Raw genomic sequence first — 25,525 nt, 5'->3', positions numbered from 1 at the left:
GTCCGCCTACAGGTGGGTTACGCTGTGGCGTTTGCGGATCTGGTTGCGAAGGTAAATGGCGACGCTGCTCATGATCATGACGATGAGTACGAGCAGGAGGGTGGTCACGAAGACCATGGGCTTGGCGGCTTCGACATTGGGCGATTGAAAGCCGATATCGAAGATGTGAAAGCCCAGGTGCATGAACTTTCGCTCCAGGTGAAAGTAGGGGAAGTTGCCATCCACCGGCAGGGTCGGCGCCAGTTTCACCACCCCCGTGATCATGAGGGGGGCGACCTCGCCCGCGGCGCGGGCCATGGCGAGGATAAACCCGGTCATGATCCCCGGCGCGGCCATGGGCAGCAGCACCCGGACCAGCGTCTGGAAGCGCGTGGCCCCCAGCGCGTAGGAGCCCTCGCGCATGCTTCTCGGAATAGAGCCCAGGCCCTCTTCCGTCGCCACGATTACGACGGGCACCGTCAGCAGGCCCAACGTCAAGCTCGCCCACAGGATGCCACCGGTGCCAAAGGTGGGCGTCGGCAGCCGATGCGGGTAGAACAATGAGTCGATTGAACCGCCGATACCGTAGACGAAAAAGCCCAGGCCGAAGATTCCGTACACGATGGAGGGGATACCGGCCAGGTTGTTGACCGCGATGCGCACGACATACAGCAGGGGGCCGTTCTTCGCGTAGAGCCGAAGGTAGACCCCGGCGATCACGCCCAGTGGAAATGAAAGCACGCTCATGAGGAAGATCAGGATGATCGTGCCGAAAATCGCCGGGAAAAGTCCCCCTTCGGTGTTGGACTCGCGGGGCTCATCAAAGATCAGCTCCCACAGCTTTTCCATGTAAAATGAGGACTTCGCCAGGGCGCCCATGGCATTGGGCTGGTAAGCCCGCACAATGTCCGCCAGGACAATCGTCTGCTCCGTGCCCGATCCGTCCGCGAAGATGGCCGTCTTCGACCGCACACGATCATTGGCGCTCGTCTGCTGGGCCAGAAGTCCTTCAAACTCGCCTTCCACCGCACTGATTTGGTTGCTCAGCTCCTGCCGCGTCTCCTCCGGTCCTTTCTCATACACAAGTTTCGCCAGGGCGTCTTTGTAGCCAAGCAATTGCTGATTCAGCGCGCTCATCTGCACGGCGAACTCGTCCAGCGCTTCCTTCTGGACCTCGACTTCGGCCAGCGCCGCCTGGAAGGAGGCCCAGTCCGACGCGCCGCCGCTTTCGGGCAGGGATTTCAGGAATCCGCAGAAGTTGCCCCACTCGCGCCGTTCCACCATCACCACTTCTTCCGGGTGATCGGTCTTGGCGATCGTATCCTCCGGTATCCAGCGGAAATCCAGGCCATAGAGGTCGCGGTTGGCCGTCTTGACCTGATACCGCGCGGGCGTGTCGATACCGGCCTTGTCCCGGCCCGTGATATTGCCCACGACAACCTGGCCGTCGGTCTGTGTAAACCGCGTGACCGTCGCGGGCCACATCACGCCGAGACCATTGGTCGCCACCACCAGGATCAAGATGACGATGGAGAGGATGGTCACCGACAGGGCGCCGGCGGTAAGCCACACGAAGGGCTCGCCGGTAGACCAGATTCCGCGATTGCGCGCCATGTTATTGGGAGAGGCCATATTTATTTCTCAGGTGTTGCCGGATAAGTTCGGCCATCGTGTTCAATATAGACGTCAGCAGGAGAAGGAGCACGGCGGACAGAAACAGCACGCGGTAGAGCGTGCCGCCGACGGGCGCTTCCGGTATTTCCACGGCGATGTTTGCCGAGAGGGTGCGCATGCCGTTGAAGGGGCTCCAGTCCAGGAAGGGGGTATTGCCGGTGGCCATCAGCACGATCATGGTCTCGCCCACGGCGCGCCCGAAGCCGATGATGATGCCGGCGAAAATACCGGGGCTCGCGGTGGGGAGGATGACGCGCCAGACCGTCTGCCAGCGGGTGGCGCCCAGGGCCTGGGAGGCCGCCTTGAGACTGCCTGGAATGTTCGAAAGGGCGTCCTCCGATATTGTGAAGATAATTGGGATAACGGCAAATCCGAGACCAAAGGCGATGATGATGCAGTTGCGCTGATCATAGCGCGTCTCGCCCTGAGTGTAGAGCCAGGCTTTGAAATCTCCGGTGAAAACGGCGGATTCCAGGATTCCGCCCAACTGCCAGGCGCAGACGCCGGCAAGGAGAGTCACCGGGATCATAACGAGGAACTCATTGCCCCGCTCGAGTTTTTTGAACAGGGCGGTTTCACGCACGGGCTGACAGGCCATGACAAAGAGAATGTAACAAATGGGAAAAAGAGCGACGCTGCACATGAAAGAGAGCACGTTCGTCTCCACGATGGGGGCGAGCCAGAGAGCGATCAGAAAGCCAATAACCACGGACGGTACGGCGGCCATGATCTCGAGGGTGGACTTGATGATGCTTTGCATGGTCCGGTTCGTGAACTGGCTGGTGTAGATCGCACCCAGCAAGGCCAAAGGCACCGCAAAGAACATGGCATAGACCGTGCCCTTGAAGCTGCCGAATATCAGCGGCACCAGGCTGAACTTCGGTTCGAAGTCGTCGGAGGACGCCGAAGATTGCCAGGTGGATTCCGGCTGGGGATAGTTCTCGTACCAGATTTTTCCAAACAGTGTTCCCAGGCTGATCTCGGGGTGGGGGGCATCCAGCTCCCAGACATGAAGGGTGCCCTCTTTATCGAGGCCCGCGATCCCGTTGGCCCGCGTGTTCATTGCCACCTGCGCCAGAGGCTTCTCCGGGCGGATACTCAGCAGGTGCCGTTCATTTGTCGGGTAGTCAAAATTCATTGTGCCGTCGTCGAGGAGCCGCAGCATCATCTTGTTGCGGCGCGACTGGAGCAACGCCTGGGTGCCGGAATCTGCAGATTCCAGGGTATGGATGCGCGTGAGTGGGCGGGTGCCTTCGGCCGCGTTTTCCACGGGAAACCACGTGCTGTACACGCCCGCTTCGTTGACGGCGGCGAGTGAGATGTCGCCGAAGACGAGGCCCACCCGGGTGACCGGCAGGCCGGACCCGTCAAAGGCCACATCGTCCATCAAAGTGACTTCGCCGGGTTCGCCGATAGACCACCGCAGAATCCGACCATTGGCGGTTCCCGCGTATAGCCCCGCGCCGTGAGAATCCAGCGCCAGCGAACGAATCTCGGTGCCTTCCACCGTTAGGGGGGTGGTCTCCGAGGTGACGGTCTCATTCCCGAGGAAATCCGTCTTGACGGCGATTTGCGAAACAAGGAGTGAGGAAGGGCCGGTCTGATCCACACGAATCCGCCCGTCTTCCTGCCCTATGCGACCGACCGCGAATGTTGGCACGACGCCCTCGGGCGCGGCGAAGCTCGCTTCCTCCTTTACCGACGGTACCACAACACGGGCCCCGTCGCCGGAGTGATCCGTCGCAAATCCGACTTTGACCAACGTTACCTCGTGATTGCTCCAGTGGACGCTGTACTGCAAGTTGCCAAACAACTCCGCGCTCAGGATCGTTGCGGCGGGATCGCCTGGCGCCGCGATCCGGTGCTCCGCCGTTACCTTGCCGTCGGCAATCGTGAAAAACTGAAACAGGCCGCTCCGGTCGAGCGTCCCGACGGTTTCCAGGTACTCATCCATGCAGAGCGCCGCAATTTCGGCCCGCCCCGGCGTGGCGGGAATTGAGATTGATGCGACCTCGGTTGCGTCCGGGGACTTCAGCAGGGGGAAGGCGACCTGGAAGATCAGCACGAGGATCAGGATAACCGCGCCGATAATGGCGATGCCGCCCGAGGTGATGACCACGGTGGCGATTCGGTCGATAAGGTTGGCCCGGCGATGCGGGCTTTTCGAGGAGAACAAAGGATTAACTCCACAGGCTGGGAAACGAGCAGGAACCTGCCCCGCGGCTGGACAGCGCACAGGGCAGGTTCTCCAGAGCTTCAGCTACCTTTCGGCCATCAATCAAGCAGGGCCATCTGCTTTTCCGCGAGCTTCGCGGGAAGGGGAAGATAACCGTCTTTCAAGACGACTTCCTGACCGGCCTTGGAGAGCACATACTTGAGAAACTCGCGCGTCACGGGCGAAAGCGGCTGCTTCGGGTCCTTGGCGATGTAGACGTACAGCATGCGTCCGAGGGGATAGTCACCGCTCAGCACGTTCTCATAGGTGGGCTCGAAAGCCTTTCCTTTGGCATCCTTGGCCAGGGCCACTGTCTTGACGCCGGAAGTCTTGTAGCCGATGCCGGAGTACCCGATGCCCTGCTTGTCTTCCGATACGCCCATTACGACCGAAGCGGAACCGGGCTGCTCTTTGACGGTGTCTTTGAAGTCGCCCTTATAAAGGGCCGTTTCCTTGAAGAAGGCGTAGGTGCCCGAGGCCGAGTTGCGCCCGTAGAGACTGAGCGGCAGCGCCGCCCAGGTGTCCTTCAGCCCAAGCTCGCCCCAAATCTTGATGTCGGCGGGTTGGCCGCCGCTGCGGGTCTTGGAGAAGATCGCATCCACCTGCGGCAGCGTCAGGGACTCGAGGGGGTTGTCCTTGTTCACGTAAACGGCAAGAGAGTCCAGGGCCACGCCGACGGCCGTGGGCTTGAATCCGTACTTCTTCTCGAATTCGTCGATTTCGGACGACTTCATCATGCGGGACATGGGGCCGAGCTGCGCGGTGCCGGAAATGAGCGCCGGAGGCGCCGTGCTGGAGCCCTTGCCCTCAATCTGGATGTGGACGTTGGAATACAACTCGCGGAAGCCCTCGGCCCAGAAGGTCATAAGGTTGTTCAGCGTGTCCGAACCGATGCTGTCCAGGTTGCCGCCGACGCCCTGAACCTTTTCGTAGGCGGGGAGCGCTTTGTCCACTTCCACGGCGAAAGCCGCGGTGCCGGTCATGGCGAGTGCTGCGCCGGCGAGGATTATTCGAGACAGTTTCTGCATTGAGTTATCCTTTCGTAAGGGATTTCTGTTGCGGCCCGCGAATCGTGTGCGGGCCTTTCAATTGCTGTTTTTGTGGTTGCTTGGAAGATCGTGAACGCACCCCACTTGCGGCGGGGTAGCGATGGGTTCAAGGAGTGACATCCCGCGGTACGGCCCGCTTCTGGGATGCTTCGGGGCCTTTGATGGCCCGCTCATGGATTACATGGGTTCGTTCATCCGTACGGTTATCGTACCTGGTGACATTACAACGTGTTGTTGATCCTGGGGGATTCCATGTTCCGGGGTAATTCACCCGCTGACTCGCTCATGTGCGTGGGGGATGAAGGGCAAGCAAATGAGCGTATCCATTTCGCAGTTGGCCCGACTGATTCCAGCGGGCTTTCTCATTCTGGAGCGGGTCCCAAGCCCGATCCAGTTTACGGCGTAATAATACCCTTCCGGGGTTAGGATTTGATTAGGAAATTGCTGCGTTCCTGTGTTGGAAGCCTCGCTGGGTCTTGAGGTTTCGCACGGGTCCTGTCCCGTGCCAGGTGGGCCGTATGTGCGGGTGATGGATTCTGTAAGTTGTTTCTTACCATCAATTTGCAAAGCTGATCGCGGTCGGCTTGGCTGCGGGCCGACCTTGAAGGTTGAGGTCAGGAGGGTGCCCGCGCTCATTCGAACCGCAGAGTCCTAACATTAGGCTAACATTTCGCTTCGTGCCAACTCGTATTGTGGCACGACATCAAGCAAATGGGTCTGTGGTACACCGGTGAAAACAGCGCCGCCGCAGTGGGTAATCCAAAAACTGGGGACGCCAAAGCAGGGGCTGTTCGGGCAGGGGGGCCACCGCCATGGGCGCAACCCGCGAACCACCGTCGGTGCGTGGAGTTCGTATCACCGTTCCAGAGGAAAGCGGAGGGTAAACGTGCTGCCTTCCCCCGGTGTGCTGATCACCGAAACGCTGCCCGAGTGCGCCTGGGCGATATGTTTGACGATAGAGAGTCCGAGTCCCGTGCCGCCCAGATCCCGGCTCCGGGCCTTGTCGATCCGATAGAAGCGCTCGAATATCCGGTCCAGCTCATTGGCGTGAATGCCGGTACCTTCATCGATCACGTCGATTACCAACCCGCCATCCTTCTCGGCGGCCCGGACCAGGACCGCCTGGCCGTCATCGCTGTATTTCACCGCGTTGTTGATCAAGTTCACCAGCCCCTGCTCCAGCAGCGGGGGATTGATGTTGGCGGCCAGGTCCTGAGGGCATTGTATTTGAATACGAATCTCACGCAGGTCGGCCTGATGCTGGCAGAGTTCGACGGCGGCATTGATTACCGGCAGAACCGGCGCCTGTTCGATTTTCAAGGACGCGGCGCCCTTGGTCTGCTCCAGACGAGACAAGGACAGGAGATCTTCGATAATGGCGTCCAGGCGATTGGCCTGTTTCTCGACGATCTGAAGGAAGCGCCGCGTATTCTCGGGGGCGGGGTCCGGGTCGTCCAGCAGCGTTTCCACAAAGCCCTTAATGGAGGTGATGGGAGTCTTCAGCTCGTGGGAGACATTGGCCACGAAGTCCTGCCGCACTTCTTCGAGGCGCCGGAGGCGGGTGATATCGTTCAGCACAACGACCGCGCCCAGCGTGCGACCGGACCCGTCGTGGAGCATGGCGCCCTGCGCCTTGAGCAGGAGCGGTTCGCGCTGGCCGACGGACAATTCCGCTTCCACCGGCGCATCGCTCACCAGGGCTCCCTGGACGAAGTCGCGCAGTGCGGTGTTTCGCACGGCCTCCAGAATGGGGCGGCCCTTGACCGCGTTGGCGTCGACACGGAGCAGGGTGCTGGCCGCTTCATTCATGCTGATGATGCGCAACTCCGAATCGACGGCAAAAACGCCTTCCATCAGGCTGGAAAACACGGCGTCCTGCTCGTTGCGCTGCTGTTCCATTGCCTCGATGCGAAAGGCGCACTGGCGCGCCATCTCGTTCAACGCCTCCGCCAGACTACCGAATTCTTCCGAGTCCGGGATGGCGAGGGGGCTGGCGAAGTCGCCGCAGGCGAAGCGCGCAGCCCCGGCTTTGAGGGCCATGACGGGCCGCACGAGCCGCCTGGAGACGGCCCAACTGAGAAGCGCGGCGCAAAGCGTCACAATCAGAACGGCCCCGCCCATACGGCGATAAATCGCCGCGATGGTGGCGTCAATTGAGGTAAGCGGGAACGACGCGCGGATGACACGAGAATCGGGCGCGGTCCCGACCGGCATCGCCACGTAGACCATCTTTTCATTGACCGTATAGCTGAAGCGTGTGGACGCGCCGGTCAGCCCCTTCAGCGCCTGGGCCACCTCGGGCCGGGTGGCGTGATTGTCCATATCGGCGGGGGACTCGTCCGAGTCCGCCAATACGGAGCCGTCCGGGTTGATCACCGTGAGGCGCGTTCGCGACTCGGCGCCGAGCCGCTCACACAGGGCCTGGATGGCCTCGTTTCCGGCGGTTTCCGGCTGCGCCTCGATGGCCGCGCGAAACAAAATCGCCCGCGCCGCCAGATCCTGTGCCGCTTTTTCGGTTTCGATGGTTTCAATCGTCCGAGTGGCCACAAAGGCCAGCAAGATAAGCGAAAGGAACGTGATGGCCATGAATGCGGGGAGTATTTGAAGCATGAACCGTTTGCGCGCCATAGACTCTCTCGCTACTCTCCCCTGGCTCGTGTGCGTGTCGCGACCAAACCGAGGCTTTCCCCGCCATCGGGGAAAGCGGCGCATCAACGGAATGGCCGCATCAGGAACTGAAACGATACCCCACGCCCCGCACCGTTTCAATATATTTTCCCGCATCGCCCAGTTTCTTGCGGAGACCGACGATCTGCACGTCCACGCTGCGCTCGGTCACCGCATAGTCGTCCCCATGGACTGCGTCCACAATCTGGTACCGCGTGAAAACCCATCCGGGGCGTCGGGCAAGGTAGTGGAGGACTTGAAATTCGGTACGGGTAAGCGTGATGGCCTCGCCGGCGACGAGCACTTCGTGGCGCCCCGGGTGAATCACGAGTTCGTGGATGTGGAGGCTCTCGTCGTCGCCCGGCATGTCCATCGCGTTGCGGCGGAGCACGGCGCGCACCCGGGCCAGCAATACCCGTGGGCTGAAGGGCTTGGTCATATAGTCATCGGCCCCCAGTTCCAGGCCCGCCACGACGTCCGCCTCTTCGCCCTTGGCCGTCAGCATGATAATGGGCACGGAGCGGTGGCTCCCGTCGCTCCGGACGCGCCGACACACTTCAAGCCCGCCGATCTTGGGGAGCATCAGGTCCAGCAGGACGAGATCCGGCGCTTCCTTGCGGATTATGTCCAGCGCCGTCTCTCCCGAGGTGGCCTCAAGTACCCGGTAGCCCTCGCGGTTGAGGTTGTAGCGCAGCAATTCGAGGATATCGCCCTCGTCTTCGACGATGAGTATGGTTTCGTTGGCCATGGAATGCCCTTATCAAGTACTTCTGCGGGGTTGTGTCTCGCTATTATCGCATCGGATTGTTAAGGCGGTGTTAAAGCGGCGACCGCGCCCCGGTGCAACGGCAGGTCAGTATGCGCCCCGGAACCGGGCCCGCAAAATTCACGGCGCACCGGAACGCGCACCCGGCGGCCCCGTCGTCCGGCCCCCGGATCGCGGTCCGATGATGTAGCGCCGCCACTGGATCGTAAAGGCATAGCCCTCGAAGTCGAACTCCCGATCCCAGAAGTGGTTATAGCCCGCGTTCACCGTGAGCGTCGTGTCTTGTGAAAGGGGGAAATCCACTCCACCCACGATGGTCGCGCTCGGCAGGGTCCAGGCATCGCCCAGTTCCAGATTCACGAAATTGGGCAGGGGCGCGAGCCCGAGTTTTGCCTTCGCGCGAAAGGTCGCATGAGTCCAGGTAAGGCGGGTTCCCAGAAACGGTCTTACGTTGGACAGGCGGTCACCCAGGCCGTCGTAGGTCCGCTGCTCGGCCATGCCCCAGGGGAAATAGTCCAGCCCGACGCCGGCGAAGACCGCACTGCGGTGAATCTCAAAATCGGTATGGAGTGGCAGAAGCAGGATGCTCCGCCGATCATTCTTAGTCCGCACTTTGCCCGCGGTATACCCCGCTTCCAGAAACACGGACCACTTTTCGTTGAGATTTCTGCCCACGCCGATGTGGGGCGGCCAGAGCCCGTGGTCATCCCGGAGATCGCTGACGGTGTACACCCCCTCGTGGCCGGGGGATAAGGCGCGCAGCACCGGTTCAAGGGTCTTGTTGATCAATTCTTCCGATTCCAGACCCGGATAGACGTTTACAGCGGCGATGAAGTAATACCAGTTGCGGGCGGCTTTCGCCCCCTCCATCGAGGTCGCCCAGTCCTCCGCCGCGGATTCGAGGCAGGGGCAGGCCAGGGCCAACACAAGGCACCAGGCCTTTGTCCCAATCCACCAAATTCGGCTTTCTCTTCGACCCGCCATGCCCCAAGTATACCCATCGCGCCCCGGCCGGTCTATCCAATTTCGGCGCTGGGACCCGGGCGCGGTGATCGGGCATAATAGGGGAGACAACCGCCCACGCAGCACCGCCGCGCCCCCCGCCCGGCCAAAGGGTTTGCCCGATGGATACACATCCCCTTCCGTTCAAGAAAATCATACTGGTATGCACCAACAGTCGGGAGCCCGGCGAGCGCGTCTGTTGCGCGGGCCGGGACAGCGTCGCGCTCCACGCCGAACTCAAGGAGTGGGTGGCCCGCAACGGGCTCAAGCGCCACGTCCGCATCTGCAAATCGGGATGCATGGACCGCTGCGAAGAAGGACCCAATGCGCTGGTAATGCCGGACAACCTCTGGATCACCGGCCTGGACCGGGCGGCTCTAGAGGTTGTGCAGGCCCAGCTCGCGGAAGAATTCGACGTTCGGGAGCCGAAGCCGGTCGGCGAGGGGGAATAGCCGCCGTCGCGATTTATTGCGTCTTTGTAGCGGCGCGGTTCGCGGCCAGCCCGCGCAGCAGCAGATCGGTGAATTCGATGGTCTCCGCCACGCCCGTCTCGTCCACATCGCCGATGCGGTCCGCAACCTGGTTCCAGCAGGGGGGCAGTCCGTCGCGATCCAGCCCCATCAGGGTGATGGCCTTCATACCGCGCATCAGGGGCACATGGGCTGCGGTGGGTATCGCGCGCAGTTTTCCCGCGCGGACCGGCCGGCCCACCCGCAGCGCCGCCGCGCGTTGCAGCAACTCCCGATCGGGTCTCAGCGCGTGCATGAAGCCCTCCTCCTCCAGATAGTGGAGACTCCCGGCACCCACGCCCTCCAGATTGACGATCCAGGTTTGCGCACGATTCAGGCCGGGGTCGGCAAGCAGGTGTCGCATGCCCGCCATCCAGGATTCATGCGATCCGGTGGCCGCGATCCAGACATCAAACTCTTCGATGGGCTGTGCGTGGAGCTTCTCCGCGAGGCCCAGGAGCGCCGCGACGCCGGAGGCGTTGTGATTCGCCCCCCGAATATCCTCTCCCTGGGACGCGCTCCAGTAGAGCCCCAGCGCGCCGCACAGCAGGAGCAGAATGGCGAACCAGCGGAGGATGGCGGCCACGCTCAACCCCGATGGATCGTGGGTGGAGAAGGCGTCCGCCGCGCAAGTGGCGATGACAAGGGCCATGGCCGCCATCAATGCGAGGTGCAGGGGCCGAAGCCACGGCACCATCCCCGGTGCGGAGAGCGGCGTGGCCGAGCCGCTGTCGTAGTAGGCCGCGACGATGATGAGACCTTTGGGGCGGGTGCCCAGGAAGCGCCCGATGATGTTTTGCGAGGGATACTGCGGCAGGAAGCGCGAGAGCCCCCGGTAGCCGCAGAACTCGTAGAGATAGAGAAGAAACACCCCCAGGCCGTAGCCGAAGGCCGCCGGGGGCCACCCCAGGGCGATCACGCCCACAAAGAGGAACTCCGCCAGGTAGGAGGCAAACAACAGGAAGTAGTTTTCCGGCGCATGGAAAGATTCGACCGAAACATTCGGCGTATACTGGCCCAGCCGGGCTTCAATATACAGGCCCGCCTTCCGCTCCTGATCGCTTTGCGCGCTCCGGTGGGAAAGGCGACCCGCCAGGTGCATCAGGTCATCGTTTATCTGTGCCAGACCCAAATGGGATTTCCTCCAAGACCGATCCAGAGCCGCCTGGCCGCTGGAATACGGGGAATGCGTGTTCTCGCCCGGAATCCGCCGCCACTACGGTTTAGAATCCCCTCGCAGATAGGTGACCGCCGGTATCTCGATAGCCGCGATGGGTTGTGCGGGAAAGCGCGACGTCGTGACCGTCCGTTCCGACACGCGCTCGATGGGGAAGCCCGTCCAGTCGCCCGCGACATTCACTCGGGCGTAGCCCCGCGCTTCGCCCGGCGCATACGACCAACCCGCGGGCGCTTCAGCATCGATGGTAAAGGTTTCGCTCGACTGCATGGTCGCCGCCGACTTCCAAATCGGCGCGCCATCGACAACGATCTCACTGCCCAGTTTCAGAAATTTCGCGCCCACGGTAAGGGCATCAATGCCGCCATCCACACGGCGGTGAAGCAGCGCGAAGGTCCCCTGAAAGGTGAATCCACCCAGTTCGGTCGGCCTGTCGAAATTATTCAACGCGGCGAAGGTGCCCGCCGTCGTCTCGATCTGAAGCGCAATCGCATCGGGGCCCGCGTCAACGGGTACGCGGACGACCGACTGAATCAAGAAGTCGTCATCGCCGGCGCGGGATTCGCGCACCGCCGCAAAGCGGCTTTCGAGCGCTTCGCCGCGCCGCACCGCATCCACATAGCGAACGCGGCGCCCCGCCTCTTCATGGGTGCGTTGTCCGGGACCGTTGGACGCCTCCACCGTTGTGTCGGGGGCGTCTAACCACAATCGGCAGGCGCCGCTGTCTTGCTGCCAGGTTGCCTGCCACGCGTCCTCCTCGGGGGCGGCCGCTCTCACATCACGAAGGCCGAAGATATCCGCTTCGGCCAGGCTCTCGCCAATCCTGGGCAAGGGCGTTTCCGCGGGCATCGCAACGCCGCTGAATGTCAACCGCCCTTCGGCGGCATCGCTCGACGCCAGCTCGCTGTAGGCCCTGTAGCGATGCTCGGCGCCCCCATCAACGCTGAACAGGTCAATGGCGAAACTCCGATTGTTCTCCAGCTTCACCAGCACGACCCTGCGCCGGTATTCCGCGCACTGGGGATAGGCTGTGGAGCTCGCTTCAACGACCGACGCCAGGGGGGACGTGGCCATGAAACCGAATTCCGTCTTCCTTCCGCTGAACTCCTGCTCCGCGCCGTCCACGATCACCAGATTGTGGCTTGCCGTGCTCCGGATCCATTTGTTCACGGGCATGTCGCCGAGGTACCCCAGATCGCCCGCCAGCGTTCGCGGTCCATCGGCGTAAAACAACGCCAGATTGTCAAAGTGCCGGTGCCCGCCCGGCGGATTGAAAGCCAGGGTCAGGGTGTCCCCATCCGGTCCCGAACCGTGACGGAGCACCGCCGTCTTCCAGGCGGGGTGGTAGATCTCCGCCAGGGGCAGGGGCCGGGCGTCTCGAAGGATTTCGTCGGTGAGGTTGAACACCGCATACTCGCCGGAGGCTTTCGGGTGAATCTGGGGGAGCACGCCCCCAAAGTACTCGGGGTAGCGGCGCGCGCCCATCTGCACGATATCCGAGGACGGCTTCGCCGGTAACCGTGTGTCGCTCAGAGGCAGATAGCGGCCGTCGGGCAGGAGGGTGTCCAGCACCGAGCGGTACATGAGCCGCAACCGGGGATCCTGTTGATATAGGTCCACCACGCCGCCGCGTGCCGAGAAGCCGGTCGGCCAGGCGTAGCCGTGGAGCGTCTCCGGCACGATGAGCAACTGATCGAGATACATGCCGGTGTACGACGGGCTCTCGGAACTGAAGCCGTCGTATAAGAACGAGCCATCGCGGACCCGTTCATAGCCGCGGAGGGCCACGTCCGCGTATTCGGGAATGCCCAGGCACTTGCCCAGGGCCGCCATGGCGTTGTAAATACGGGGCGACTTGTTGTTGTCCTCCTCCGCCTTGCCTGGGCCGCCGATGTAGGGCTCCGCCCCCATGGCCCATTCCAGAATCAGATCCCGCTCCACGATGCGACACGAGGCATCGTCCCAGACGGGTGTTCCGTCGGCATGCCGGGCCGTGCGCGTGAAGTCATAGGCCTGAACCACGCCCGTCAATCCGCTGATGTTGTCCGTGCTCGGGTGGATGCGGCCCGCGCCCCAGTAATTCTGGAGCATGGCCGCTTTTTCCATCGTGTCGCCTTTGTAGGCCTCTTCGGAGAGGTGGCGCTTCCATTCAATGGGCAGGGCCTTGTCGTGCCACGCGGCATAAAGGGGGTCACAGTCGGCGTAGGTGTCCCAGTAGTCGCGGTAGGGCCACTGGCGGTAACATTCGGCGAAACGCACCAGGATGTCGCGGGCGGCGGCGGCATAGCGGGGATCTTCGGTGAATAAAAAGGCCAGGCCGAGGGATTGCACGGCACTCCGCATGAAGGCGATTTTTCGCTCGCGGATGATGCCGGAAAAGCTGTTGTGCATGGGATAACCCACCCAGTGCCAGGCCCGCGCGCCGCTCCGGTCCTCCGGGTTGGCCTGCTCGTCGGGGTTTAGATAGTAGCGCACCGCGTGGCCGGTTCTGGGCAACTGAAGGACCTGGGTCTCGGGATACTTCTCATTGGGAAAGACCGTGCCGCATTCCGCGCAGGAGAACTCGTCCGGCTTTCGGTAGTTCCACGCCACAAGCGGGTCGCCCACCCCCTCCTGGCTTTTCACACCGACACACTCGGGACAGGTAAACCCGTAGGCGTGGGCGGGGGCCTCTTTCGGGATCATGGCGGCTATCCAGCCCGCGGGCTGGGCCACGACTTCGTCCGAAAAGGCGATCTGGCCGTCGAGCCACTTTTTCGCCCAGTCGTGATTCGCCACGTTTTCCTTCGCCTGGGCGATGGTGGCCGCGTCGTAGTACGAAGGATGGAGCGCCTGGGCCCGAGCGAGGAGTTCGTCCTTTCGGGCCTCAATCTCGGCGCGAAAATTCCTTTCCGCTTCGGAAAGACCCGGTGCCTGCCAGGGCATCAGGCCCGCGCCGCGCACCACGGCGTGGATGTAGGCCTCGGGGGACTTTTCCTGTGCGCCGGCACCCTGTAACAATCCGGTGGCGGCGCAGCACAATGCAACGACTTCGAGGGAGTACTTCATCGTGGGGATTTCCGCAAGTCAAACGTTGCGTCTAGACTACCATAGCGGTCCGGGAAACGCGAAGTTTCCCGCGCGGAAACCCGTGTCTCCGCGGGCGCGCACGGCTGTGCGTCCTTGAGGCGGAGGTGCTATGCGCGTCGCTCGCAAAAGCTGTCTTCTTAATGCCATAGTCCTCGGAGTCTTTCGCGTTCGGACGGGCTCCTTCGAAATGGATTTGGAAGCCGCTGCGGGTTCCTGACCTGTCCGGTTGATGTTTCAATCTTGAAGTCGCGTCACACGTCTACAGTTTAACGATTCACTTCGGTTCAGGCCGGCGGTAAGCAAGAGAAAGGCAACGCGTACCATGGATCCGATAACCATTATGGGCATCATCGGCGGGTTTTCCGCCATTCTGCTCTCGGCGATTCTGGAAGGCACCCATCTCGGGTCCCTGTTCCACCCGGCGGCCATGCTGCTGATCGGCGGCGGGACCCTGGGAGCAACCTCGGCCTGCTTTTCCATGCCGGAGATGATGGGGCTCTTTTCCTCCACCCTGGAGACCATCCGGAAGCCCTCTACCGATCCCAAAGAGCTGTATCAGGCATTCTCTGAAATGGCCACGGTCGCCCGCCGCGAGGGCGTGCTCGCGTTGGAGCAGCTTTCCACCCGCTATAAGAACGACTTCCTCCGGCGTGGAATTCAACTGCTCGTCGACGGAACGGCGCCCGAGCTGCTCAAGGACATTCTCACGTCGGCCCTGGCGACGGAAGAGACCCGGCTCAAGACCCAGGCGAGCATCTACGCCGCCGCGGGTGGATTCGCCCCGACCATGGGCATCATCGGCACCGTAATCGGCCTCTTTCACGTGTTGGGAAATCTTTCCGAGCCTGAAAAGCTCGGCCACTCCATCGCGGGCGCCTTCCTGGCCACGCTCTATGGTATCGGTCTGGCCAACCTCGTACTGCTGCCCCTCGGGAAGAAGATCGGTTTTCGCGCCCATCAGGAAGTCGAGCTGGGGATGATCACCATCGAGGGGCTTATCAGCATTCAGAGCGGCGACAATCCCCGGACTGTCCAGCAAAAGATTCTGTCCCTCATCCCCCGAGCGGAGCACGGTCACCTTGGGGCGATGCCGTCCGACGACGGTGAGAAATAGCGGTCGCCATGGGCAAGAAGAGACAAACCGAGCACGAACACGAAAATGAGGAGCGCTGGCTCCTGAGTTACGCCGACATGATCACGCTGCTCATGGCCTTCTTTGTCGTGCTGTACGCCATGTCCAACGTCGACTCGAAAAAATACGAAAAGCTGGCCGCTTCCCTCAGCGAATCGCTGGGGCCACGCCAGGTGACGCCCGTCGACCTCGATCTGAATCCGCCGCTGCGCCGCGAGGGCGAGCGAGGCCGACGCGTGCTCCAAGGCGATCCGCCACCTCCTCCGGCCCCGGCGCCTCCCTCGCCCCCGGCGCAGGATGCAAAGAGCCAGCAGGAGCTCCGGCGGGAAAAGGCCGAACGCCTTCGCGATGAGGTCGTGAGCAAGCTGTTGGGGGAAGATTCAAAAGACGAGATCATGGTGTCCGTCTCCGAGGATTTTCGAGAGGTCTCAATCCGGCTCGCGGCTTCCCTGCTCTTTCAGCCGGGCAGCGCCGACATGGAGCCGTCCGCCGTGCCCATGCTGGAGGAGATGGCCGCGATTCTTCTCCCCTTGAAGCTTCCCGTGAAGATTGAAGGGCACACCGACAACGTACCCATCAATACCCCCCAGTTCCAGAGCAACTGGCAATTATCCGCCGCGCGGGCGGCCAACGTCCTGCTGTATATGCAGAACCAGTTTGGCCTTCCCCCGACACTCCTCTCCGCGAGCGGTTATGGCGAGTTTCGTCCAATTTCCGACAACGAGACTCCCGACAACCGCGCCCGAAACCGGCGGGTCGAGTTCGTCGTCGCCGTGCCGGACGAGGAAGAATCCACCGGCCTGGAGTCGGTTCAGGGGGCGGGCGAACTGGTGCTGGAGCAGGACCGCGAGATCCGTCCTGAGGAAGCGGCGGGCGGAATAAATCCGCCCGGCGCGGCGGCCGCCGACAACTGAATCGGGCTTATTCCATTAAGGGGGCGGGGAATTGTAGACTAGGCGTGTCAGTCTCTATTGGCATCTGGATGCCCGCGTGATCGCGAGGGGTCCGTAGCCGTCGTTGCCTTCCGAGGATCGCCCATCACGGACGGCGCGGTGCCGGGCCATAGAGACGGAACAACTCCCAGGCCCAAGAGGATACCCACACGTCATGCGCCCCTATTTGCCTTGTGCTTATCTTGCCCTTTTACTGCCGATCTTCGCCGCCGCTTCCGTAGCCCGCGCCCAGGAGGACGCCGTCGGATCGCCGAAGAATACCATCGTATTCGAGCGCATTTTCGGCAAGTCCCGCCTCATTGCCCCCGAGCGCATCGCCGAGGTGAAGGCCCTGCCCGCCGGAGAAAAGCTGGCGCTGGACACCAACGGCGACGGGCAGACGGATGAAGCCTGGTACATCGATACGGCCTACCGCCACGACAAGGAAATCATTCTCGTGCGCGCCGTGGATGAAGATGGCGACTTCGACAAAACTGGGCGACCCGACACGGACAGCGATCTCTACTTCTTCGACTGGGACGCGGACGGCTACATCGACGTGGTGGCGGACTACGTGGACGACGACGGCGACAACGATGTGGACCAGATGGGGCTCTATTACAACAAGAACTGGCAGGACCAGAAGGATGACATGACCGTCTGGTGGGCCATGGACATCGGCGACGACAACCTCCTCTGGTACGACGTCAACGGCACCTATTACCAGCCTTTGTGTCAGTGGCGCACGCACTTCAGCGGTGACGAGCTTTTCTATCAGTTCCGGCTTACCGTGGACGATGAAAAGTGGGTGAACGTGTGGGAAGATCCCTTTGCATTCTACGACCCGGACGGTGATCAGGCCAGCGAAGTCGTGGTGCGCGTCAGCGCCGTGGGCGAGGCCGTGAAGAACCTCCGCTACAGCATCGACGCGGACGACGACGCCTATGGCCGCGACACGCACAATTATGACTTCTCCGTCACCGCCCTGCCGCCCGCCGAGGGCTTGTCCTCCGCCGCATGGCACACGGAGGCGCTGAACATTCGCGGCGTGGATACCCTGCCCCTGTTGCCCTGGAACAAGACGAAGGAATTCGGCCAGCAGGCAAAGTGGGGCAAGGCCATGCTCACGTGGGACGAGATCAACAGCAACACGGACGAGAAACCCGAGCAGGATCCCCACGAGCGGTGGGAGGGCATCCTCAACGCCAAATCCAAGCACGGCGACTTCGAACAGGTCGGCGGTCCGCCCTCGTCGCCCTTCAACAAGCGCGTGGAAGTGACCGCGAAGCCCGCGTCGCCTTTGGCGCTGTACTTTGATGAAGTCGATCAGCGCCTCCACCTCATGGGGGCCGAGTACGGTTACATGGACATCGATTTCAATCTGGATGGCGTGCTCGATGCCGCCCAGACCTGGAAAGACGAAGATGGCGACGGCCAGCTCGATACCCGCGCCATCGACGTGAACGCGGACGGCGCCATTGACATTCGCCAGATGCTGAAGCCCGGCGACAAGACCTACGCCCTCGAATTCGAAGCACTGCCCGGCGTCTACAAGCCCGCCATCGAAAGGGCACTGAAAGACGGCCAGCACTTCATCGACACCGCCACGGAGGCCCTGGGCTCAACGCCCGCCGACGCGCAGGCCGTCATCGACTACTTCAGCGGCCCCCTCGCGGATGTTCACCCCGAGACCGAAATCGGTCAGCGAATCCGCAATACCCCCGCTGGTGCTCGCTTTTACGTAGAGCTGGCGCGGGACAAAGTCTTCGTTGCCGCAAAGGCCGCATTGGGCGAGAAGTTGGGCTGGGAGAAGGTGGATAAGGCCTACAGCGCCGGCGACTATGCCGGCGCGGCGAAGGAACTCGCAAAGGTCGCCAGCCTGAAGCGGGACCCGAAGGCGATTCCGGCGTTGACCTTGAATGGGAAGACGTATACGAAGCGGGTTACCCTCGTGATCGGTGACCACGGCAGTCTCGCGAGTGTCCCCGTGTTGCAGGACCGACCCGTGGCCATCGACGTGGACTCGCTTCGTGCGCAGGCGGCGGACTTCAACGGTAGAGACTGCGCCGTGGTTCATGGGGACCGCCGGGTAGACTGGCGGGTGCTTGCGCATCAGATGGACAACTGGGGCCATGATGGGAAGGAGGAGCTGACTTTCGTCTCCGACGTTCCCGCGTCGGGAAAGACGACCTTCCATGTGTACTACATGCCCGAGGGTGATGCTTCTCAGGAATACCCCAAACTCACCAACGCCGTCCTCGACAACCCGGCCTATGTCGCCTGGGAATCCGACGCGGGCGCGTTCCGCTTCTACACCGGCCAGTTCGATTTCTTCGGCAAGCAGGTGCAGCTCAAGCCGCGCGCGGAACGGTTGATCTACCCGATCATCGACGTAAACTACCACGCCGAGCAAGACTGGGGCATCGACGCGCTCCATGTAGGCAAGACCAGCGGCCTCGGCGGCCTGACGATTTATCTCGACGGCAAGGAATACCCCGTACAGAGTCCGGCGGGGGAGGGGCACGTGACCTTCGAGCACAAGGTGCTTGGTTCCGGTCCCGTGCGCGCGGCGGTGGAGATTATCGCCAGCAATGTCTTCCCCGATCAGCCCGAGAAGAAGGTCAACCTGCGCTGCTTCATCTATGCACGCAACGCGGGGACCGAGATCAATGTCCAGTTGCCCGAAGGGCTGGAGGGAGCCACCATCGCGCCCGGACTGATGAACCTGGCGGAAGGTGTCAATGGGCGCTCCGGCAACGTGCTGTCCGTCTGGGGGCGCCAGGGCGACGATATTGGTGAGATCGGCCTCGCGTTGGCGCTGGACGGTTCCGCAAAACCCACCGTGCAGCAGCTTGATGTGGAGCGGCGGGCGGTATGCAAGCCTGACGGCAACCGCTTCCGCTACTGGATCCTCGGTGGCTGGCGCCGTGGCGCCCAATACCCCACGTCCTATGGCGCGGAGAACTGGCAGCGCGAGGCGGACGTCTGGGCACGGCAAATCACCGCCACGCTCAAGGTGGCGGTGAAATAGCCGGGGTCGTTCAAGACTCGATCAGGTCACTGGGAATTCTCAGCTCAGGTTCCAGATCCAGCGCCTGCTTCAGATAGCGGTTCACTTCCGCGTCGCGACCGTAGCGGTGTTCCGCCCGGGCCAACTGGAGGCACGCGTGGGCGATGGCCATGTCGTAGTCGGTCCAGCCGGGCGTGTTTTCGCGAAGTTCGCGCACCAGGGCGATGGTGTGGTTCCACGCCTCCACAATGACCTCAATCGGGAGTTCGGTGCCGAAGAATTCCTCGTCCATCAAGGCCAGGGCGTACTGTGCCGATGCGCTGTAGTCCTTCGGGGACAGATCCCGCGCCGCCATCATTTCCCGCTGCACGGTGGCGATTACCTCGGCGCGGCTCCGACCAAGGGTCCCCACGAGCAAATCGCTCTCGTTGTAGCAGAGGAGCGCGTACTCCGCGCGATAGCTCGCGTTCTTCGGCTCCGCCTGAATCAAGGCTTCGTATTCCGCAAGGGCGGACTTCACGTCGCCCTTGTAGGCGTATTGCTGGGCGCGCTCGTAGCGCGGTGCGCGATCGAGCAGAGCCTTGCCGCGCGCGGCAAGCACTTCCGCCGGACCCATCCAGACAGATAAGTTCAAAACGATTAAACTAGCAATCAGGGCCATTCTCAACATGATGCACTTCCTTTGTTGATGGACCTTCGACAGGCTGGTGGCGCCGGGGTGCGGCTGAACGCAGCGGAACGATCGAAGCACTACTCAAGAATCGTCGTTGCCGACACGAATCGTGGCGGGTATTCCTTCGGCCCCGGGGATTCCCGGCGCCGGGTGTGAGCGCGATACAACGTTACATCGCGTATGCACACACAAAGCAGGTTTGGTGCCAAAAATCTGGCATGGTGTCCGGTCATCCATCTTCACAGGGCGATGCGGTCCGGTTCTTTGGTGTTAAGTTGTTTATTGAAAACAGGTTGCGGGAGATCGCCGCGGCCCCGTGGACGTCACTCCTGTTGCGGAAACCTACGCCCAGCGGCACGCCAGCGTTCGCTACGGTGCGTGGTCGATTCAATTTGGACAGTTGTGTCCTACCTATAGGTAGGTGGCCGGGACCGAATGAACGTTGCTGTAGTGCGGGCGCAACGCGGACGGCTATTCCAGGTGGGTCGGAATCCTGAATTCGGGAGACAGTTTCCGCACTTCCGCGAGGGTAGCCTCCGCGTTTGCCGTCTCGCCATAGCGTGATTCGGTCCGGGCGCGCTGCAATAGCGCGTAGCTCAGGTGCTCCGTGAAGAAGGGCCAGGCGGGATCGTCGCTGTGGCGCTCTTGAATCAGAGCGATGACATGGTCCCAGGCCTCCAGCGTCTGATCGCGGCTGACCGACTGGCCGAAGAACTCGGTGTCCATGAGATAGAGGGCGTACTGCGACGCCAGCTCAAAATTGTCCGGCGCGAGTCGCCGGGCTCGGTAGAATCCGTCCCGCACCGTCAACACGATGTTCTCCATTCGCCATCCGGCTTCGTCGCGCAGATAGTCGGCGTACATGTAGCAGAACAGGGCGTACTCGAAGTGGGCCGTCGGATCCTCCGGCCGCGCGGATACCGCATCCCGGTACGCCGTCAGTGCAGCGTCCAGATTGCCTTCGTGGGCGAGTAATTCGGCCGTAGTCGTGGATTGCGCCGTGCCGTCGCCCGCGGTGGTTGTGGCGCGGATGGACTCAAAGGGTCCATACCAGATGCTGAGATTCAGCGCGACCAGTGAAGCAATTGTGGCCCATCGAAGCATGGCGGAATTCCTCCGGCTATGGCAGGGTCGGAGCGCCTGATATGTGGAGTCGCAGCGTACTGCACGGCTGCGGCCTCTGGCGCTTGATCCTTGCCTCGGCGGAAGGGTGCCACCCGTGGGTTACGGATCTGGATGTGCTGAGATTACAAATTTGTAATCAGAGGCTAATCTCTTGACCCGTTCTGCTGGATTCGTAGGCCGCTTCGGCGATGGCCACCGCCTGCCGTCCGTCCCAACCGGTCCCCCGCAGATCGCCGCTGTAAATGCCGTCGACCAGCGCCTGCAGGGTCTTCGCATACGTGGCGAGTCGCACGGGATCGAGAAATCCCTTGCCCTGCCAGTCGATTTTCTCCTGCGCCGCCACCACGCGCCATTCCCCGCCCTGCTCCGCCACCCGGAGTTCGCCGTACCAGTCGGCGTCGATGCTGCCGCGCTCCAGGAGCACCTGGGTGGAGCCGCCCATGCGGGGAATGCCCGGCGCGGTCGCCTCGAAGGTGCAGAAGATCGTGCACACGGTGCCATCTTCCAACGTGAGCACCAGGTCGGAGGTCGAGTCGACTTCATAGTCGGGTCCAAAGGCGCGCACCTTGCCGAAAACCTTCACCACCTCCCGGCCGGTGAGCCAGCGGATCTGGTCGATGTTGTGGATGCCGTGCCCCATGAGAACGCCCACGTTCTCTTTTCTCAACTGCCACTGCGGCGTGGTCTTCATGCCCTCGGGCACCACCTGCGTATTGTGAATGTGCAGCACCCGCCCCAGGGCGCCTTCGTCGATGAGTCGTTTCATTTCCGTGTTGACGATGCGCTGTCGCTGGGTATAGGTGATGTCGCAGCGCAGCTCGCGCTCCGCGCAGGCCGCCAGGATCGCATCGCATTCCGCCGCCGTGCAGGCCATGGGCTTGTCGATGAGGAGGTGCTTGCCCGCCTCGGCCGCCGCCAGGGCCTGCGCCCCGTGGACCCCGTGGGGCGTCGCGATGCACACCACGTCGATGTCGTCCCGGGCCAGCAGCGCCTCCAGGTTCGGTTCCAGCGCGACGCCGTACTCCTCCGCCAGCGCGCCCGCGCGGCTTCCCACGGCCACCGCGCGCAGGGTCAAGTCCGGCACCAGGGTCGTAATACAGCGGGCGTAGGTCTGGCCCATGAAACCCGCACCGACGATCGCGGCGCCAAGGGGGGGGCGGGGGGAAGCTGGCATTTCGAGTTCCTTTATTCGTATAACAATCCGTCGCGGGCGGCACATGCCGGGGGGAGGCCCGCGCCCGTATACTAGCCCACGCGGGGGCGCGAAGCGCAAGGATTGAGAAGGAACCGACCATGAAGAATCGTCTGACCGCCGTGATCGCCGCCGCGATCCTGTTCTCCATCGCGCAGGCCGCATCCGCCTGGCCCGGCTTCGTCTGGGAAGACTGGCAGAAGGCCACGGGCGAGCAGAAGCCCGCCCTGAATACGCCCCAGGCGGGCCTCAAGACTCTGCTGCCCCTCCTCGATCCAGCGCCCGGCGCCACGGAGAAGATTTCGACCCCGGCCGCCTGGGAGGCCAAGCGCGATGACATCAAGGCCACCCTGGCGGCGATCCTGGGCCAGCCCGGTGAACTGGAGCGGGTGAAAACCGATCCGGAAATGTTCGGCACGGAGACGATGGAGGGCTACGTGCGCATCCACCTGTACATTCCCGGCGAGTGGAATGACGCTATTCCCGCCTACCTGCTCCTGCCCGATAAACCCGTTTCCACACCGGCCCCCACGATGATCGTGCTCCACCAGACACAGGCCCCAGGCAAAGATGAGGCCTGCGGCATCACGGGTGACCCGGAGATGGCCTTCGCGGATGAACTGGCGAAACGCGGTTATATCTGCATCGTGCCCGACGCGATTGGCTTCGGCGAGCGGATCCCCGCGGGTGAGCAGCCCTACCACGATGCGATGAAGCTCTACGAGCGCCACCCGAAGTGGTCCTATTTCGGCAAGATGAACTGGGACATTTCCCGGGTGGTGGACTTTCTTCACTTGCGGGGCGATGTGGACAAACGGCGTATCGGAATCATCGGCCATTCCCACGGGGCCTATGGTTCCATCATGGCGGCGATTCACGAGCCGCGCATCAGCCTGGTGGTCGCCAGTTGTGGCTACACCACCCTGCGCACCGATCCCCGACCGGATCGGTGGAGCCATCTGACGGCCCTCATGCCACGCATGGGATTCTATGTGGAGGATGTGGCCTCGGCCCCCCTGGACTGGCACGAAATTGCGGCCTGCCTCGCGCCCCGGCCCTATTTCAACTGGGCCACGCTGGAAGATGACATTTTCCCTGAAACGGCCAACCTCGCCGACGTTTATGAGCAGATCAAGAGCGTCTACGCGATTTATGGCAAGGAGAGCCGCTTTCATGGCGAACTGGTTCCGGGGAAGCACCGCTTTCCGAAAGAGGGCCGTGAAATGGCCTATGCCTGGATCGACCAGCAGTTTGGCGTAAAGCGGTAGTGGAGACCGTGGATTCGCCGCGGAGAATGGACACGGTGGACCTGATTCACACAGTCCACTCAGTTCACTTGGAGAGCGCATGGCAACACAGGAATCGAAAGTCAGTAGATCGAGTCTAGCCCCCCTCTACCTCCTCACCGCGCTCGTCATGGCCTATGGCTGGGGCTATCGGGGTATTGTGGGTCATGAAGGGGGCGCCATGGTGCCGGGAGCGCTGCTGGGGCTGGCGCTCTGCCTGGCCTCCGGTCGCACCGACTGGTTCCGACGAAGTGCGGTAGCGGGCCTGTGCGGAGCGGTAGGCTGGGCCTGGGGTGGCTCCCTGAGTTACATGGAGCAGACCATGTACGCCGTGAGCGACTCCTTTCCCGATGTGCTTTACGCGTATGCCATGCTTTTCTTTTTCGGCGCGCTCTGGGCCGGGATTGGCGGCGCGATTCTCGGCCTGGCCTTCACCCTGCCGCGCTCCGCGCTGGACCGCCTTGTGCGGCCTTTCATCACGATGTCGGCGGCCTTTCTCGCGGTCTATCTCTTCCTTTTCTTCAACCACGGCATCCGCGACAGCTACGAACGCCTCGTCGCACAGCACTTTGACGATGGCGACATCTTCGCGGCGGTCATAACACTCCTGGCCTGCGGTCTTCACGCCATTCTGCGTCCTGCCGAGCGTCGCGAGGCCATGCTCTTCGTATGGGGCGCGGTCGCGTGGCTCGCGGGCTATCTCTGCCTGACGAAATTCGGGGGACTCCAACTCGGCCCGCCCTATCGCAGCGAAAGCTGGGGGGGCGTGCTCGGCATTCTCATCACCCTGCTGGTTTACCTCGTGCGCACCCGCAACCGCGCAGCCCTGCTCCTCGCGTGCTATGGCATCGTCGGCGGCGGACTTGCTTTTGCCCTCGCGGTATTCATCCGCCATCCCATTCGCGTGGAATGGGGCCCCTTTGCCTCCTGGGGCGGCATGATGCAGTGGAAGATCGCCGAAGAGACCTTCGGATTACTCATGGGCCTCGCCATAGCCCTCGGTGTCGCGAGGCTGCTGCGCGGCGGCCTGGCTCCGGCCGAAGAAGACGCGCCGCGCAAGCCGCTGGATGTGTTCGCCGTTTTCGTGGTGATCATCGCCCTGCTCTGGATGAACGTTCGCCGCGGGCCCGAGCGTTGGCTCTACCGCTACGAGGTCATCACCCACGATCCCGTGGCGGGACTTCCCCCATGGATCTGGTATGTCATCGGCGGACTCGTGCTCAGCGCGCTCGGGGTCTACGCATTGCGCCTCTACGGTCGCGATCAACTCGCCCTCGCGCCACAGACCGCATTTGGCAAGGGTTCTTTCGTGCTGCTCTTCTTGATGTGGGCCACGGTCGTCACCGGTTTTGCCCAGATGCTGCCGGGCGGCAAGGGAGAGGAGCACCCCATCGTGGACATGACCTTCCTCGCCTTCGCGGGCGCCGCCACGGCGTTGCTGCTGATGCTGGGCCAACCGAAATATGCCCGGAAGTCGCCCGACGCGGCTGTAGCGGCGGATGATTCTGTGTGGCGTCTGAGTACAAACTTCTACGTTACCTGCATCGCCACGCCGATAATCCTGGTCGCCATCACCGGCATCAGCATGGCCATGCAGGACGGCCCCGTCGAAGGCGCGCGCCTGCGCTTCGGCGAGAAGGCCTACTGGCGCGAGGCCATGGCCGTCATGGGCCACTGGGAAGTGGCCGGACTGAGCAGCCAGCCCCGTGGCGAGGCCGAAAAAGAATCCGACGCCGGCATCACCGCCATCGATTTCATGCGCGACCGGTCGGTCATCGTGACATTGGTTTCAGGAGAGAAAATCACCGATGCCCACCGCTGGTTCCACGCGGATTCGCGGGTGCACCTCGACTGGTACGGGCGTGTGGAAGACCACGCGGAACGTGCTACCATCGTGCTGAGCCTGACCGAGGGAAAGGTGTATGTGCCCTGGCCCCCGAAGGGGGAAAGTGCGGGGTATCTGGTGTTGAAACGCGCACCCTGATGGGTCGTATGGGTCGTATGGGTCGTATGGGTCTTATGGGTCTTATGGGTCTTATGGGTCTTATGGGTCTTATGGGTCTTATGG

The 25,525-nt window shown here is 62.4% G+C and carries 17 protein-coding genes; 6 read left to right on the top strand and 11 right to left on the bottom strand.

Annotation, left to right across the window (positions count from 1 at the left end):
* Positions 1-6 precede the first annotated feature (6 nt).
* The 6 genes from pstA to JNK74_19910 form a co-directional block, all read right to left on the bottom strand.
* Entirely contained in the window at positions 7-1,611 is a 1,605-nt protein-coding gene (gene pstA / locus JNK74_19935; GenBank protein ID MBL7648457.1) for a phosphate ABC transporter permease PstA, read from the bottom strand.
* A complete protein-coding gene (locus JNK74_19930) occupies positions 1,595-3,790 on the bottom strand; it encodes an ABC transporter permease subunit (GenBank protein MBL7648456.1) in 2,196 nt (731 codons plus the stop codon). Before JNK74_19930 ends, pstA begins: the two co-directional genes overlap by 17 nt.
* Positions 3,791-3,927: 137 nt before the next feature.
* Complete coding sequence (locus JNK74_19925) at positions 3,928-4,896, bottom strand: phosphate ABC transporter substrate-binding protein (protein ID MBL7648455.1); 969 nt, start codon at positions 4,894-4,896, stop codon at positions 3,928-3,930.
* 876 nt (positions 4,897-5,772) lie between these two features.
* Positions 5,773-7,527 carry a PAS domain-containing protein gene (locus JNK74_19920; GenBank protein ID MBL7648454.1) on the bottom strand — a complete coding sequence of 585 codons (1,755 nt, stop codon included), beginning with the start codon at positions 7,525-7,527 and terminating at the stop codon, positions 5,773-5,775.
* Positions 7,528-7,645: 118 nt separating this feature from the next.
* Entirely contained in the window at positions 7,646-8,332 is a 687-nt protein-coding gene (locus JNK74_19915) for a response regulator transcription factor (GenBank protein ID MBL7648453.1), read from the bottom strand.
* A 138-nt stretch (positions 8,333-8,470) separates the two neighbouring features.
* Positions 8,471-9,334: a hypothetical protein gene (locus JNK74_19910; protein MBL7648452.1), complete on the bottom strand. Its 864-nt coding sequence runs from the start codon at positions 9,332-9,334 to the stop codon at positions 8,471-8,473.
* Between the two features lie 140 nt (positions 9,335-9,474).
* On the opposite strand from JNK74_19910, the gene JNK74_19905 reads away from it, so the two are divergent.
* On the top strand, positions 9,475-9,804 hold the full coding sequence (locus JNK74_19905) for a (2Fe-2S) ferredoxin domain-containing protein (protein ID MBL7648451.1): 330 nt from the start codon (positions 9,475-9,477) through the stop codon (positions 9,802-9,804).
* 13 nt (positions 9,805-9,817) lie between these two features.
* Here the strand turns inward: JNK74_19905 and JNK74_19900 are convergent, their stop codons facing one another.
* Both JNK74_19900 and JNK74_19895 read right to left on the bottom strand, forming a co-directional pair.
* Entirely contained in the window at positions 9,818-10,993 is a 1,176-nt protein-coding gene (locus JNK74_19900) for a M28 family peptidase (GenBank protein MBL7648450.1), read from the bottom strand.
* Between the two features lie 84 nt (positions 10,994-11,077).
* Positions 11,078-14,086 carry a heparinase II/III family protein gene (locus JNK74_19895; protein ID MBL7648449.1) on the bottom strand — a complete coding sequence of 1,003 codons (3,009 nt, stop codon included), beginning with the start codon at positions 14,084-14,086 and terminating at the stop codon, positions 11,078-11,080.
* A 343-nt stretch (positions 14,087-14,429) separates the two neighbouring features.
* Here JNK74_19895 and JNK74_19890 point away from each other — a divergent pair, with 343 nt between their 5' ends.
* From JNK74_19890 to JNK74_19880, 3 genes are all read left to right on the top strand, one after another.
* Positions 14,430-15,221 carry a MotA/TolQ/ExbB proton channel family protein gene (locus tag JNK74_19890; GenBank protein ID MBL7648448.1) on the top strand — a complete coding sequence of 264 codons (792 nt, stop codon included), beginning with the start codon at positions 14,430-14,432 and terminating at the stop codon, positions 15,219-15,221.
* An 8-nt stretch (positions 15,222-15,229) separates the two neighbouring features.
* Positions 15,230-16,153 carry an OmpA family protein gene (locus JNK74_19885; protein MBL7648447.1) on the top strand — a complete coding sequence of 308 codons (924 nt, stop codon included), beginning with the start codon at positions 15,230-15,232 and terminating at the stop codon, positions 16,151-16,153.
* A gap of 193 nt (positions 16,154-16,346) precedes the next feature.
* Complete coding sequence (locus tag JNK74_19880; GenBank protein ID MBL7648446.1) at positions 16,347-19,202, top strand: DUF4861 family protein; 2,856 nt, start codon at positions 16,347-16,349, stop codon at positions 19,200-19,202.
* Positions 19,203-19,212: 10 nt separating this feature from the next.
* Here JNK74_19880 and JNK74_19875 read toward each other — a convergent pair whose 3' ends face one another.
* The 3 genes from JNK74_19875 to JNK74_19865 all read right to left on the bottom strand — a co-directional run bounded on the left by JNK74_19875 (position 19,213) and on the right by JNK74_19865 (position 22,153).
* Positions 19,213-19,851 (bottom strand): hypothetical protein, encoded by a 639-nt coding sequence (locus JNK74_19875; protein ID MBL7648445.1) that lies wholly within the window; start codon positions 19,849-19,851, stop codon positions 19,213-19,215.
* A gap of 474 nt (positions 19,852-20,325) precedes the next feature.
* Complete coding sequence (locus tag JNK74_19870) at positions 20,326-20,958, bottom strand: tetratricopeptide repeat protein (GenBank protein MBL7648444.1); 633 nt, start codon at positions 20,956-20,958, stop codon at positions 20,326-20,328.
* 157 nt (positions 20,959-21,115) lie between these two features.
* Positions 21,116-22,153 (bottom strand): Gfo/Idh/MocA family oxidoreductase, encoded by a 1,038-nt coding sequence (locus tag JNK74_19865; protein MBL7648443.1) that lies wholly within the window; start codon positions 22,151-22,153, stop codon positions 21,116-21,118.
* 119 nt (positions 22,154-22,272) lie between these two features.
* Here JNK74_19865 and JNK74_19860 point away from each other — a divergent pair, with 119 nt between their 5' ends.
* Positions 22,273-23,439, top strand: a complete 1,167-nt coding sequence (locus JNK74_19860) for an alpha/beta fold hydrolase (protein MBL7648442.1) — start codon at positions 22,273-22,275, stop codon at positions 23,437-23,439.
* Between the two features lie 79 nt (positions 23,440-23,518).
* Complete coding sequence (locus JNK74_19855) at positions 23,519-25,441, top strand: hypothetical protein (GenBank protein MBL7648441.1); 1,923 nt, start codon at positions 23,519-23,521, stop codon at positions 25,439-25,441.
* Positions 25,442-25,525 lie beyond the last annotated feature (84 nt).

The sequence above is a fragment of the Candidatus Hydrogenedentota bacterium genome, from assembly GCA_016791475.1.
Taxonomy (GTDB): Bacteria; Hydrogenedentota; Hydrogenedentia; order Hydrogenedentales; family JAEUWI01; genus JAEUWI01.
The sequence above is the reverse complement of the archived record's forward strand: the minus strand, read 5'-3'. Positions and strand labels throughout refer to the sequence as shown.

Coding starts and splice junctions, on each gene's coding strand:
- pstA (MBL7648457.1), bottom strand. CDS start 1,611: ATGGCCTCTCCCAATAACATGGCGCGCAATCGCGGAATCTGGTCTACC.
- JNK74_19925 (MBL7648455.1), bottom strand. CDS start 4,896: ATGCAGAAACTGTCTCGAATAATCCTCGCCGGCGCAGCACTCGCCATG.
- JNK74_19920 (MBL7648454.1), bottom strand. CDS start 7,527: ATGCTTCAAATACTCCCCGCATTCATGGCCATCACGTTCCTTTCGCTT.
- JNK74_19915 (MBL7648453.1), bottom strand. CDS start 8,332: ATGGCCAACGAAACCATACTCATCGTCGAAGACGAGGGCGATATCCTC.
- JNK74_19910 (MBL7648452.1), bottom strand. CDS start 9,334: ATGGCGGGTCGAAGAGAAAGCCGAATTTGGTGGATTGGGACAAAGGCC.
- JNK74_19905 (MBL7648451.1), top strand. CDS start 9,475: ATGGATACACATCCCCTTCCGTTCAAGAAAATCATACTGGTATGCACC.
- JNK74_19895 (MBL7648449.1), bottom strand. CDS start 14,086: ATGAAGTACTCCCTCGAAGTCGTTGCATTGTGCTGCGCCGCCACCGGA.
- JNK74_19890 (MBL7648448.1), top strand. CDS start 14,430: ATGGATCCGATAACCATTATGGGCATCATCGGCGGGTTTTCCGCCATT.
- JNK74_19885 (MBL7648447.1), top strand. CDS start 15,230: ATGGGCAAGAAGAGACAAACCGAGCACGAACACGAAAATGAGGAGCGC.
- JNK74_19880 (MBL7648446.1), top strand. CDS start 16,347: ATGCGCCCCTATTTGCCTTGTGCTTATCTTGCCCTTTTACTGCCGATC.
- JNK74_19875 (MBL7648445.1), bottom strand. CDS start 19,851: ATGTTGAGAATGGCCCTGATTGCTAGTTTAATCGTTTTGAACTTATCT.
- JNK74_19870 (MBL7648444.1), bottom strand. CDS start 20,958: ATGCTTCGATGGGCCACAATTGCTTCACTGGTCGCGCTGAATCTCAGC.
- JNK74_19865 (MBL7648443.1), bottom strand. CDS start 22,153: ATGCCAGCTTCCCCCCGCCCCCCCCTTGGCGCCGCGATCGTCGGTGCG.
- JNK74_19860 (MBL7648442.1), top strand. CDS start 22,273: ATGAAGAATCGTCTGACCGCCGTGATCGCCGCCGCGATCCTGTTCTCC.
- JNK74_19855 (MBL7648441.1), top strand. CDS start 23,519: ATGGCAACACAGGAATCGAAAGTCAGTAGATCGAGTCTAGCCCCCCTC.